Origin of the sequence: Acinetobacter sp. WU_MDCI_Abxe161, from assembly GCF_025514355.1 — a bacterium.
GTDB lineage: Bacteria > Pseudomonadota > Gammaproteobacteria > Pseudomonadales > Moraxellaceae > Acinetobacter > Acinetobacter pittii_E.
Window position 1 is genome coordinate 47,221 of record NZ_JAHPTU010000010.1, and the last position, 13,659, is coordinate 60,879.

Here is a 13,659-nt window from a genome sequence, read left to right on the forward strand (position 1 = left end):
ATAAGCTTTAATACAAATCGACATAAAAAAGCCCGGATAAATCCGGGCCCTTTCTATAAAAGCTTTTTATTTGTTATCTGGTAAGGCATAAGCCACTAAATAGTCGCCCATTTTCGTACCAAATGAACCATGACCACCAGCCATGATTACAACATATTGCTTACCATTGATTTCATAAGTCATTGGTGTTGCTTGTCCACCAGCTGGTAAACGTGCTTCCCAAAGTTTCTTACCGTTAGTGACGTTAAACGCACGTATGTAGTTATCTTGAGTTGCACCAACAAACATGACATTACCGGCAGTAGAAATTGAACCGCCTAAACCAGGCACACCAATTTTCACAGCTGGTAACTGGAACAAGTTCGGTAAGCTGTCACGAATTGTACCAATACGTTTTTTCCATACCACTTCATGAGTTTTTAAATCAACACCAGCTACATAACCCCAAGCTGGTTGTTTACAAGGTAAACCAAGCGGAGATAGGAATGCGCTAATTTCTACACCATAAGGTACGCCGTACATCGGTTGTACGCCCTGTTCAGTTCCCGCACCTTTTGCAGTTTGCTCACGATTTGGATCAGCAGGAATTAAACGGCTTACGAATGGCAAACCAATCGGGTTCATTACAGCAACTTGACGGTCAGGGTTAACTGACATACCACCCCATTCAAATACACCTAAGTTACCAGGGAAAACTAAAGTACCGTTTTCAGATGGTGGAGTATAAATACCATCGTAATTTAGACGTTTGAAAGATACACGACACATGAGCTGATCAAGCATAGTGGCACCCCACATATCTTTATCTGTCAATTTGTCTTGTGGTGCCAAGTTCAAGTCAGAGAATGGCTGAGTTTTTGAGTAGAACTCACCTTTAGTTTGTGGTCCACGTTTAACTGTTTGGGGTACTGGTTTTTCAGTCACAGGAACAATTGGTTGACCATTACGGCGATCAAGAACAAAGGCATTACCTGTTTTTGTCAATACATAGATTGCAGGAACAGTTTGGCCAGCTTTATTTTTAATATCAGCTAAAGATGGTTGTGATGGTACGTCCATATCCCATAAATCATGATGGGTTGTCTGGAAGTTCCACACTAATTTACCAGTAGAAGCATTAATCGCTAACATTGAGTTTGCATAACGCTCTTTCAGCTCAGTACGGTCACCGCCCCAGATGTCTGGTGTACCTACACCTGTTGGTACATAAACGATATCAAGTTTCGCATCGTATGCTAAAGGTGCCCACGCATTTGGTGAGTTATGAACAAAATTCGTACCTTCGCCCGGCATTGCATTTGGATCTGCTGCGCCAGTATCAAATACCCAAAGAAGTTTACCAGTGTTAACGTCGTAGCCACGAATTACACCAGATGGTTCTTTATTTGAGTAGTTATCGGTTACCGAACCAGCAATAACAACTGTTGAACCAGTTACGATACCAGGAGATGTCGGGTTGTAACCGCCTGGATAAGCATATGGCATAAACTCTTGCAAGTTCACTTCACCATTTTGACCAAAGTCAGTACATGCTTTACCAGTGTCAGCATTCACAGCCACTAGACGGCCATCATTCACTGGTACAAATACCTTACGCGGACATTGTGTAGAGCTAGATTTCTTGCTTTGGAGACTCTTTGCAAACTCAGTTGTATTGTTTGCATCGTAGTACATCACACCACGACAAGTTAAATGCTGGAACGATTTATCCGTTTTAAGCTTCGGATCAAAGCGCCATTTTTCTTTACCTGTCGCAGGATCAATCGCAATTAATTGCTGGTGAGCCGTACAGATAAACATGTTATTACCGATTTTAATCGGTGTAACCTGATTGGTCGTTTCGCCTGAGTCATTACCCGTTTTGAGATCGCCAGTACGTAAAGTCCAAGCAACTTTCAAGTCTTTTACGTTTTGATCGTTGATCTGTTTCAATGGAGAATAACGTTCACCAGCTTGAGTACGACCATAAGCAGGCCAGTCGCTCTCTGCAACGCCCGGAACGGCTTGAGCAGTTTCAGGCTGAGGAGTTTTAATTTCACCATTAATTTCTTGCGGATCATTGAAGATTGAATAAACCATCAACACGATTGCAATTGCTAAAGTTGAAGATAAAGCAACTTTACTTGATCCAAGGTTGTTGATTCCACGAGTTACAGCCGGAACCAATAACCATAAACCAAGAATACCTAAAATATCTAAACGTGGTGCAAGCGCCCAAAAGTCTGTTCCAACTTCCCAGACACTCCAGATAATAGTTCCTAGCATTAATGCAGCATAAACCCACAAAGCAGTAGAAGCACGCTTGTAGAGTTGCCATGCAACAATGAGGAGCAAGACTCCAGCTATAATGTAGTAAATTGAACCGCCTAATGTAGCGAGCCAAATACCTCCAATTAACAGGAATAACGCTAATAACCCAATAATAATTACGGTAAAAGTCGTTAAACCTGATCTTGAAGTAGGTTGATTCATAAACCACCTCTTATCAATCATCATTTTTATAGGAAAGATATGCCGAGTTTCTAATTAAAAATCGACATTACCCATACATCTAAAACAAAATTCAGGCATAAAGAAAAAAACGGAAGGTCAGGATACTTCAATCAATGAGTTAGCCCTCGACAATCCGTTTTTTCGGAGTAATTACGCTTAGAATGCGGTTGAGAATTTAATGCCGCCTATCCAAGTGTTATCACCATTTTTTAATGCACCAACATGACGAACATATTGCACATTTGGACGAATAGTTAGCCAGTTCGTCGCATGAATACCGTAGTAAAGCTCGGTATTGTATTCGGTGTCATATTCTTTAGTTTGAACATCGTTCCAATCATCATTGATATGGATACGAGCCACACCGAGCGCCAACTCATCTTGAGGACGTTGATTAAGCAAACCTTTATAGACTAAGCCTACATTTTGCATATTATCAATTTTGTTGGTGTCAGAGTCGTGGAAAGTCAGGTTTACAAAACCTGTTAAACCGCGATCTGTTTGATCAGCAGGCTGGAATAATTTTTGTTTTGCAGTTACCCATACACCTTGTTTATGAGAGTTTTTGGTTTCATCTGCAATTTCTTTGGCGTCAGCAGTGCTGTAGTAATAACCTAAACGGTATTCACCCGCCATACTTTGAGCACCTAATTTAGGTGACCAAACCACTTCGGCAGGAATAATTGCACCGTGAGAACCATCAGTACTTAAGTTAAAACCTTTGCCTCGCTCCAGATTTTCCGGGTTGTATTCATATACACCAACTTGGGTATATAAGTCAGGTTGCAAGTTATATTTAACACGCATTGCCCATTGGCTAACTGGCCAGTTATACCACTGATCGCCCACCCAGTTACCGACTTGCGAACCACAAAGCGCCAAGTTCTGGAAATCACAATCAAAACTATTAAAGTCTTCACCTTCACCAAAACGACCGACTTTAACATCTAATTTTTGATCCATGAATTTTTTCTTAATCCACAAATCAGTTAAACGCCAAGTTTGCTCACGCCCCCACACTTCTTGTACTGAGCTTAAGTGCCCTGCTAAAGCTGGTGAATGTTCAGAAAGCGACTGCCCATCACGATAAGTCAACGTGATTTGAGCTTCAGTATCTTGCCAACCTAAAATTTTATTTAGGTCAAAATGAGTTCCTAATGCCAGTTGCCCCGTATAAGCACTACCATGCGTAGATGTATTTTTTGAATCTAAAATACCGGCATATTCGCCGGTATATCCAAAAGAAAAATCATAACCTTGTGCTTGTAACGCAGTGCGTTGACCGTTCCAATCACCCAACATCCAAGGACTATTTGGGTCGAATGCAGCAGCAGCTTGTGCATGCTGTATAAAAAGAGTAATTGATAAAACGGATAAACAAGAAGCCATCAAGGATTTATGTGTTTTCATGTTTACATACCTTTTATGTCTTTGTTTATAAAGGGTACGCTAATTTTATGTAAAGAAATTATTCAAAATGTTAATCGATTGATTAATCTAATAATAATTTTAATACACATTGTATAAGAAACGGCCTTGGCTCTTTACCAGCGTCCTTCACCAAGTTTTTGACCAATAAAGGAATATCTCATTTTCGATCTTGAAAACTTAATTGGACAAGCCAATTGTGATTCTGTATCCGTCGCATTATTTTGCAAAGGTACATCCACAATCCATCCACGTTCTTGTGCTAAAGGCGAGTTTAGGGACTCAGATAGGCTTAAAACAGGTTCTACACATACATCAAGATTTGCGAAAATTTCATGCCATTCTTTAAATGTTTTGCTTTTAATTTTCTCTTGAATTGCTTGTTTAACTTCCTGTCTGTCTTCTACATCCAAAGAAGCACCTTTTTGTAATAATAAAGGTAAATCAAGAGCTACTGACAAACCAGACATAAACTGTGGCTCAAGACTACCTATTGAAAGATAACGCCCATCTTGAGTCATATAATAGTCATAGAAAATGCCACCATTGAGCATGCCATGCTCAGGAACCTGTTCAACTTGTGCCGCAAGTGTAGCGGATGCGGCCATACTATTGAGGCTAGCAACACAGTCAGTCATAGAAATATCAATATATTGCCCCATTCCACTACGTCCGCGTTCGACGACCGCAGCCAAGATCGCAATGACCGCATGAAGTGAACCACCCGCAATATCTGCAACTTGTATACCGAGCGGAGGCGGACCGCTGTCTTGTCGGCCACTATATCCAGCAATACCAGCTAAAGCTAAATAGTTTATGTCATGCCCAGCTCTGTCTTTATAGCTTCCTGTTTGTCCGTATCCTGTAATTGAACAATAAATGAGACGCGGGTTAATTTCGGCAAGTGTCGCGTAGTCTAATCCGAGACGGCGCATGACATCTGGTCGGAACTGCTCTATGACAATATCAAACTCAGAAATTTTGGCTTTAATTAGATCAGTACTCGTCTTATCCTTTAAATCGAGAACAATCGACTGTTTATTTCGGTTTAGATAACTATGTGCCGTTGCTTGACCATTTGCATATGGTGGCATGATTCGGATTAAATCAGGACGTGATGGAGATTCGATATGGATGACTTCGGCTCCCATATCAGCCAGATACATTGTTGCAAAAGGTCCTGGTAAGAGCGTCGAGAAATCGAGAACTTTAAGTCCATTTAATGCTGTCGTCATCGTATTTTTAACCACTATTATTCGAATTTTCTTTTATATTAGTTAAGCAAATATAGTAAAACAATGTCATGTTCAGCCATTTACCTTGATCATTTCGGCAATTTAACATGTAAAAAGTGCTTTTACTCTGTTGTAAATCGCCAATTTATTTTTTTAGACGGTCATTTAGGTCAATTTAAAGTGAACATCAAAGAGACTGAAGGATTCAATATGAGTCGCGATACGATTAGCATCCACTTCGTGAATGCGGCTTTGACAGGCGTAAAACGCCTTGGCATGGATGTTGAAATGCTCCTTTCACATGTGGGTATTGAAGCAGAATTATTACGTCAACCTAAAGCTCGAATCTCACCAGAACAATACACTCGTTTTATAAAAATGTTGTGGATGGTCACACAGGATGAACACGTTGGATTTGACGTACAACCACGTCGTCTGGGCACTTTTGCCATTATGTGTCAGTTGATTATTCACGCAAAAACATTAGGACAAGCCCTTGAACTATCATCTCAATTTTATAAATTATTTGGTGATGAATGGTCGGTAACACTAGAACGAGACAAACACGAAGCACGTCTCGTTCCTCTTATTCCAAAAACTTTAGATCCAGATCATTTCATTACTGAAAGTATGCTCATGATTTGGCACGGTCTAGCCTCATGGTTGATTGAACGCCGTTTACCATTAGAACGTGTTCATTTTAGCTATCCACGTCCTGCACATGCAGATGAATATGATGCATTATTTTTTGCACCAGTCATGCAGTTTGATGCACCGCGTACGGAAATTACCTTTGCAGCTGATTATCTTGATTTGCCAATCCGCCAAGACGAAAAAACGCTAGAAGAGTTCTTAAAAGCAGCACCTGCTCAGCTTTTAGTAAAATTCAAAAATACCAACTCGCTAACTTCTCGTATTCGTGAAGTACTCAAAAGCCAGATTGGTGAAGAAATGCCAACGCTTAATGACGTTGCATCAATGTTGTATCTATCTCCTCAAACCTTACGTCGTCGCTTGGCTGCCGAAGGTAAAAGCTATCAAGGCGTAAAAGACGCCTTACGTCGAGATGCTGCAATTCATTTATTACTCAACCCTGAATTAACACTTGAAGACGTTGCTCAACAAGTTGGTTTTAGTGAAACCAGTACGTTCCACCGCGCATTTAAAAAGTGGACGGGTGTAACCCCTGGCCTATATCGCCAGCTACACGGTTACCATTAATACTTAAATCTATTTAGCTTTACATTTAGCCCAAGTTCAACTTGGGCTTTTTTGTATTTCTATTGGCAAAAATCATCACCTGATGGGTGCGCTTATCGTCATTGCACTCGCTATTAAAACCAGTACACTCAAAACACAACAAAGTTTAAGTAATAAAAAAGGAACTGCTATGAGCGAGGCTTATATTATTGATGCCATTCGCACCCCACGCGGAAAAGGAAAAAAAGATGGCTCTCTTTATGAAGTAAAACCAATCACATTACTGACCACCTTATTAAATGAATTACAGCAGCGCCATCAACTTGATACATCTAAAGTTGACGACATTGTTTTAGGCTGTGTTACACCAATTGGCGACCAGGGTGGTGATATTGCTAAAACAGCAGCGATTGCAGCAGGTTGGAACGATGATGTTGCTGGGGTGCAAATCAATCGTTTTTGTGCATCAGGTTTAGAAGCAGTCAACATGGCAGCAATGAAAGTCCGCTCTGGTTGGGAAGATTTAGTGGTTGCTGGTGGCGTTGAATCAATGTCACGCATTCCAATGGGTTCTGATGGCGGTCCGTGGGCTTTAGACCCAGAAACAAACCTTAAGTCATCATTTGTTCCACAAGGCATCGGCGCCGACCTCATTGCAACGTTAGATGGCTATAGCCGTGAAGATGTCGATAATTTTGCTGTGAAGTCACAACAAAAAGCGGCGGCGGCTCAATCAAATGGTTATTTCAATCACTCAGTTGTGCCAGTAAAAGATCACGCCGGCGTGGTTATTTTAGATAAAGATGAATTTATTAAAGGCAACACCACACTCGAAGGTCTAACGAAGCTCAACCCAAGTTTTGAAATGATGGGACAAATGGGTTTTGATGCAGTTGCTTTACAAAAATATCCAGAAGCACAAAAAATCAATCATGTTCATCACGCAGGTAACTCATCAGGCATTGTTGATGGAGCAGCTCTTGTTTTACTAGCCTCAGAAAAAGCAGTAAAAGAACAAAATTTAAAACCGCGCGCTAAAGTTTTGGCCACTGCACTGGTTGGTACTGACCCAACTATCATGCTAACAGGCCCTGCTCCTGCCGCACGTAAAGCTTTAGAAAAAGCTGGCCTAACAATTGATGATATTGACCTATTTGAAGTCAACGAAGCATTTGCGGCAGTTGTTATGCGTTTTATTAATGAGCTCAACGTTCCTGTTGAAAAAGTCAACGTAAATGGTGGCGCGATTGCTTTAGGCCATCCATTAGGAGCAACAGGTGCCATGATTTTAGGCACACTACTTGATGAGCTTGAACGACAAGATAAAAAGCGCGGTTTAGCAACGCTCTGTGTGGGCGGTGGAATGGGTATTGCCACCATTATTGAACGCGTATAAAAATTAGGGATATAAAAGATGAGTGCAATTCAATACGAAAAAAATGCCGACAATATTGTCATTTTAACGCTTGATTCAACTGGTCAATCTGCAAACACCATGAATGCAGAGTTCCGTAACTCGCTCGATGAAGCGACTCAGAAACTTAAAGCAGAAACAGAACTTTCAGGTGTTATTTTCCGTTCAGCTAAAAAAACTTTCTTTGCAGGCGGTGACCTAGATGAGCTGATTCAAGTTCAGCCTGAACATGCGACTGACTTTTTCAATATGGTTGAAAAGCTAAAAGGTCATTTACGTACAATTGAAACGCTTGGTATTCCAGTCGTTGCAGCATTAAATGGCACAGCACTTGGGGGTGGTTGGGAAATCGCATTAAGTTGCCATCACAGTATTGCAATCAATGACCCGAAAAGTAAATTTGGCCTACCCGAAGTTACCTTAGGTTTGTTACCTGGGGGCGGTGGTATTGTGCGTATGGTACGTCTGCTTGGGCTTCAAAATGCATTTCCTTTCTTAATGGAAGGCAAACAGTTCGGTGTTGATAAAGCAAAATCTTTAGGTTTAATCCATGATACAGTTGAAAATGAACAAGAGCTTTTAGATAAAGCAATTGCTTGGATCAAAGCCAATCCAAAATCTCAACAGCCTTTTGATGTGAAGGGTTATAAAATCCCAGGTGGTGATCCAAAAACTCCAGCAGTTGCACAAGTTCTTGCCATTGCACCAGCCATGTTAAAAGACAAAACCAAAGGCTGCTACCCTGCTCCTGAAGCGATTATAGCTGCCGCAGTTGAAGGTGCTCAAGTTGATGTCGATACCGCCTTACGCATCGAGTCTCGCTACTTTACTCAACTAGCAACAGGCCAAGTCTCTAAAAATATGATCGGCACTTTCTGGCATGGTTTAAATGCAATTAAATCTGGTGCAAGCCGCCCTGCCGACGTTGCAAAATGGCAAGCCACTAAAGTGGGTATATTGGGTGCAGGCATGATGGGTGCCGGTATTGCTTATTCAACAGCTATTAAAGGCATTCCTGTTGTACTTAAAGATGTATCTATTGAAAATGCAGAGAAAGGCAAAGCATATTCTCAGAAATTGCTAGATAAACGTGTTTCACAAGGCCGCATGACCGCAGAAAAACGTGATCAGATTTTATCGCTCATTACGGCTACAGCTTCAGCAGCAGATCTACAAGGCTGTGATTTAATTATTGAAGCGGTATTTGAAAACCAAGAGCTCAAAGCGAAAGTTACTCAAGAAGCTGAACAATACTTAGCTGCAAACGGCGTAATGGCTTCCAACACATCAACCCTACCAATTACGGGTTTAGCTCAAGCAAGTAAGGATGATAAAGCGTTTATCGGCCTACACTTTTTTAGCCCTGTCGACAAAATGCAGTTGGTCGAGATTATTAAAGGCAAAAATACCTCAAGTGAAACTCTTGCCAAAGCCTACGACTTTGTACAACAAATTGGAAAAACACCAATTGTTGTTAATGACAGCCGAGGTTTCTTTACAAGTCGTGTGTTTGGTACTTTTATTCAAGAAGGCATGCGCTTGCTTGCCGAAGGTGTCCACCCAGCGCGCATTGAAATGGCTGCACTGAAAGCTGGTATGCCAGTTGGACCTCTCGCTATTCAAGATGAAGTATCTTTAACATTAACAGAGCATGTTGCCAGTGAAGCACGCAAAGCTCTACAAGCTGAAGGAAAAGATTTACCTAAAACTTCTGTAGATGAAGTGGTTCACACCATGATTCATGAGTTAAACCGTAAAGGTAAAGCTGCTGGTGCTGGTTTCTATGACTATCCTGAAAATGGCAAAAAGCAACTTTGGGAAGGCTTAAACCGTTGGAAAAAAGATCATGATATTTCTGAACAAGATATGATTGATCGCATTCTTTTTGTACAAGCACTAGATACCTTACGTTGTTATGAAGAAGGTGTATTAGAGTCTGTAATTGATGCCAATGTCGGTTCTATTTTTGGAATTGGTTATGCACCTTGGACGGGAGGAGCAATTCAATTCCTAAATCAGTATGGTACTGATAAAGCACAAAAACGTGCCGAAGAATTGGCTGCAAAATATGGTGAACGTTTTACCCCACCTGCATTACTAAAAGCTAAAGCTGAGCAGAAACAAAATATTCAATAACTTAGACGTACTGAATATTCAAAAACTGCATAAACCTTACCCATATAAATATATTTTATTTATATGGGTTTTCTTTATAACCTTTAAGATTTCAGCCCCCACCTAAATATGCTATAAATAGACTTCATTTTTGTGCTTCTACAGCACATTCGAGAAATCCTTATGTCCGATAAAAATTCTTCCGAGTCAGCAATTTTAGGCTGGAAATTTGTTCTGATCGTTGGTGTCTTAAGTGCGATTTTCCTTGGTTTTTTCTATTTAGCGATGAGTAATGAACCTGACTATATGCCAGGTGCACAGCGTAAAGCTCAACAAGAGCAAATGCAGCAAAAGGCTGAACACTCTACTGAGCAACACGCTCAACATAGTGACAATATGCCTGAAATGGATATGCAAGAACACAAGCAATCAACTCAGTAATTAGATATTTTTCAAATGACAGATTTTTCCCGTAATGCACTGGTTGTAGAAGGTGGAGGCATGCGCGGTGCCTTTACCAGTGGTGTACTTGACGCGTTTTTACAACAACAGTTCAACCCTTTCGATTTATATGTTGGTGTATCATCTGGTTCAACCAATGTCGCCAACTACTTAGCAGGCCAGCAAGGCCGCACGCTAACCTTTTATATTGATCATTCACTCCGTCCAGAATTCATTGATTACAAACGCTTTTTTAAAGGCGGCGATTTACTTGATTTAAAATGGATGTGGGAAATTGGTGAGCAAGAGCACCCACTTGATCAACAAAGTCTTTTTGCCAAAAATCCAGATTTTTATATGGTATTGACCCATGCCAAAACGGGTCATGCGGAATATCTTCGTGCAGGTAAAGATAATTTACTCAATGCACTTCGTGCTTCTAGCTCAATTCCAGTTTTAACCCGTCATCCTGTTGATATTATGGGTGAACCATATTTTGATGGTGGTGTTGCAGATGCCTTACCCGTTCGATGGACGGCTCAGCAAAGTGGCGTCAAAAAACTGTTAGTTTTACGCACCCGCCCGAAAAACTACTTCAAGGCAAGTAGTCGAGGTGATCAATTCCTCGCAAAATACGCTTTTAAACATCATTATGGTTTTGCAAATAGTTTGCGTAGCCGCTGTGCTCGTTATAACGCTTCAGTAGATTTTGTTCGTGGTGAAAATCCAGACCAACAAATTTTAGAGGTGTGTCCACCGCGACTTAAAAATATGGCTGGCCGTTTAACGACCAATCCGAAAAAGCTTCGCTACAGTTATGAAGTTGGTTTAGAGACTGGCCTACAAGCTATCGAAAGCTGGAATGCAATGAAATAAATTAAAATTGAGATTTCTAAAAAGAAGTCTCAATTTAATTCTAAAACCATATCAATATGTGGAATGCCACAGTCCTGATAAACCTCGCCTTGTACTTTAAAGCCTAAAGCTTCGTAAAAAGCGGTCACATAGGTTTGCGCCGAAAGCTTTAAGTAAGGCAATTTATGATGACGCGCATATTCAATAATATGCTGCATTAAAATTTTACCTATACCTTGCTTTCGATAAGGCATTAAAACAGCAACACGCCCTACGCTATGCTGCGGTAATAGACGTGCAGTAGCGATAGGCTGTTCTTTGTCATAGACAATAAAATGCAAAACTATGGCATCCAAGTCGTCCCATTCATCTTCAGGTGCGATTCCCTGTTCTTGAATAAAGACTTGCTCACGGATGTATTTCGCATCTTTTTCAAGTTGTTCCCAATCACTCTCTATAATTTTATACATCCGCTCACCGTCCTAGCACTTGCAGCCAATATTTTCGATTGGTAACTGATCTTGTAACAGCAATTCTAGTGTGTGTTTCTTAATACCATACATTTCTTTCAATGCTTGGATTTGAGCCATAATCTTGGCATCAGGTTGTGAAACATTTTTACGCTTTGTTGCCAAAATCATTTTGTTTTTACTGGTATGTTCAAGCGATACAAACTCAAAAACTTTGGTTTCATAGCCATACGCTTTTAAAAGTAACGCACGTAAAGTGTCGGTTAGCATCTCGGCTTGTTGCCCAGCATGAATACCAAACTGTAGCATTGGCTGTAAAACTTCTGGGCTATGTAATTGTGGGCGCAACTCTTTGTGACAACATGGCGCACACATAATCATCGAAGCGTTTAAACGAATTCCCGTGTGAATGGCGAAGTCAGTCGCAATATCACAAGCGTGTAAAGCAATCATGACGTCTAGCTTTTCCGGTTGATAACTGCGTACATCACCTTCAAAAAAGTCTAAGTGGTTAAAATGCACTTTGTCTGCAACATTTTGGCAAAACTCCACCAAATTACGACGTAGCTCTACCCCCGTAATGAGTGGTATTTTCTGTTGTTGTTGCAGATAATCATACAAAGCAAAAGTTAAATAACCTTTCCCCGAACCAAAATCGACAATGCGTAACTCTTGTTGAGATGCATCAATCTGTTCATAAGCACTCGCAAAAATTTCGATAAATTTATTAATCTGTTTCCATTTACGAGCCATGCTTGGAATGACTTGAGCTTTTTCATCAGTAATACCCAGCTCTTTTAAAAATGCATTCCCCTGCTGTACATAGCTCTGCTTTTCACGGTCATGTGACTGAACCGTTTGTGTCGCATTTACCGCCTGCTTTTTACCCATATTCAATAGGGCTTTTTTCTTATTTTTTTTAAGTTGAATTTCTTGAGTAGTAGAAAATAAGTTTGCTTGCTTACACTGAGTGATTAATTGCTCAATCTGTTGTAAGCCTTCTTCAAATGAATAGTTTTTAGTCACATCTTGGGTGGTATAGTGATATAAAGCTGAAAGCTGTTTTTGTCCATGTAGCTCTACAACACGGAAAGTAATTTTTTCCAGCTGCGCCAACTCTCCCTTATATTGGCTCAAGATCAAACGCTCAAAAGCTTGTTGATCAAGCATTTGCTTGATTTCATGAAAGAATTGCTGTTCTTGCTCAAAGGAGAAAACCGACACGGATATACCTGAAAATGAAGACTCATATAAAATAGAAGTTTAAAGGGTCTAGGATTAAAAATAAAATAACTTTACGACTGTTTTGTATTTCTATACAGTTGTATTTTTAATCAAAAAAATTAAAGTTATGAGTAAATCTGTGTTGGAAACTTACGATCCAAAAGAAGAACTATTTAATGCCTATAGTCATGGCGCTGGTGTTGTTATGGCAGTCGTAGCTTCTATCTTCTTAATTATAAAGGGATCTTATCTTTCAACTGCTCAGTGGGTGGGTTTATGGGTATATTCATTTAGTCTTATTTTAGTTTTTACCAGCTCGACACTCTATCATTTTGCTCAAACCCAAAACCTGCGCTACTGGTATAAAAAACTCGACCATACAGCCATTTACTATTTAATTGCCGGTACCTATACCCCGTTCTTGAGCATCGCGATTCCTACACAAAAAGCTCATATTTTGCTTATTGCACTTTGGAGCATTGCTGCAATTGGTACACTTTTCAAGTTAGTTTTCATTCACCGCTTTCAGAAAATTTCTTTACTTGCTTATATTCTTATGGGGTGGCTTGCTGTTTTTGTTATGGATGATATGCGTACTTATTTAAGCAAAGATGCAATGATTTTCTTAATCATTGGCGGATTAGCTTATACGGTTGGAGCATTGTTTTACGCGTTAAAAAAGGTAAGATATACCCATGCGATCTGGCATATTTTTGTGCTTTTAGGTGCAGGGGCACATTTTCTTGCCATCTATTGGTACATAGTTTAATCCATTTTTCACTCA

At 40.2% G+C, this 13,659-nt stretch carries 11 protein-coding genes; 6 read left to right on the forward strand and 5 right to left on the reverse strand.

From position 1 onward, the window contains the following. Nucleotides 1-66: 66 nt before the first annotated feature. The 3 genes from KTI78_RS12340 to KTI78_RS12350 form a co-directional block, all read right to left on the reverse strand. Nucleotides 67-2,472: a glucose/quinate/shikimate family membrane-bound PQQ-dependent dehydrogenase gene (locus tag KTI78_RS12340; protein ID WP_016143100.1), complete on the reverse strand. Its 2,406-nt coding sequence runs from the start codon at nucleotides 2,470-2,472 to the stop codon at nucleotides 67-69. Between the two features lie 177 nt (nucleotides 2,473-2,649). Next, nucleotides 2,650-3,882, reverse strand: a complete 1,233-nt coding sequence (locus KTI78_RS12345; protein WP_262446293.1) for a carbohydrate porin — start codon at nucleotides 3,880-3,882, stop codon at nucleotides 2,650-2,652. Nucleotides 3,883-4,037: 155 nt separating this feature from the next. Then, entirely contained in the window at nucleotides 4,038-5,156 is a 1,119-nt protein-coding gene (locus KTI78_RS12350) for a CaiB/BaiF CoA transferase family protein (protein WP_262446244.1), read from the reverse strand. 210 nt (nucleotides 5,157-5,366) lie between these two features. On the opposite strand from KTI78_RS12350, the gene KTI78_RS12355 reads away from it, so the two are divergent. The 5 genes from KTI78_RS12355 (at nucleotide 5,367) to KTI78_RS12375 (ending at nucleotide 11,202) form a co-directional block, all read left to right on the forward strand. Continuing rightward, on the forward strand, nucleotides 5,367-6,377 hold the full coding sequence (locus KTI78_RS12355) for an AraC family transcriptional regulator (RefSeq protein ID WP_002116561.1): 1,011 nt from the start codon (nucleotides 5,367-5,369) through the stop codon (nucleotides 6,375-6,377). A 169-nt stretch (nucleotides 6,378-6,546) separates the two neighbouring features. Beyond that, nucleotides 6,547-7,752 (forward strand): acetyl-CoA C-acetyltransferase, encoded by a 1,206-nt coding sequence (locus KTI78_RS12360; protein WP_239967355.1) that lies wholly within the window; start codon nucleotides 6,547-6,549, stop codon nucleotides 7,750-7,752. Between the two features lie 18 nt (nucleotides 7,753-7,770). Then, nucleotides 7,771-9,906 (forward strand): 3-hydroxyacyl-CoA dehydrogenase NAD-binding domain-containing protein, encoded by a 2,136-nt coding sequence (locus KTI78_RS12365; protein ID WP_262446245.1) that lies wholly within the window; start codon nucleotides 7,771-7,773, stop codon nucleotides 9,904-9,906. A gap of 162 nt (nucleotides 9,907-10,068) precedes the next feature. Beyond that, the gene (locus KTI78_RS12370; protein ID WP_001280981.1) at nucleotides 10,069-10,326 is read left to right on the forward strand and encodes a hypothetical protein; all 258 of its coding nucleotides are present in this window, start codon (nucleotides 10,069-10,071) and stop codon (nucleotides 10,324-10,326) included. A gap of 15 nt (nucleotides 10,327-10,341) precedes the next feature. Then, nucleotides 10,342-11,202 (forward strand): patatin family protein, encoded by an 861-nt coding sequence (locus tag KTI78_RS12375; RefSeq protein ID WP_262446246.1) that lies wholly within the window; start codon nucleotides 10,342-10,344, stop codon nucleotides 11,200-11,202. Between the two features lie 29 nt (nucleotides 11,203-11,231). Here KTI78_RS12375 and KTI78_RS12380 read toward each other — a convergent pair whose 3' ends face one another. Then, nucleotides 11,232-11,651, reverse strand: a complete 420-nt coding sequence (locus KTI78_RS12380) for a GNAT family N-acetyltransferase (RefSeq protein ID WP_262446247.1) — start codon at nucleotides 11,649-11,651, stop codon at nucleotides 11,232-11,234. A gap of 12 nt (nucleotides 11,652-11,663) precedes the next feature. Then, nucleotides 11,664-12,875, reverse strand: a complete 1,212-nt coding sequence (locus KTI78_RS12385) for a class I SAM-dependent methyltransferase (protein WP_262446248.1) — start codon at nucleotides 12,873-12,875, stop codon at nucleotides 11,664-11,666. 127 nt (nucleotides 12,876-13,002) lie between these two features. Here KTI78_RS12385 and trhA point away from each other — a divergent pair, with 127 nt between their 5' ends. Further along, entirely contained in the window at nucleotides 13,003-13,644 is a 642-nt protein-coding gene (gene trhA / locus KTI78_RS12390; RefSeq protein WP_262446250.1) for a PAQR family membrane homeostasis protein TrhA, read from the forward strand. The last annotated feature ends 15 nt before the right edge of the window (nucleotides 13,645-13,659 follow it).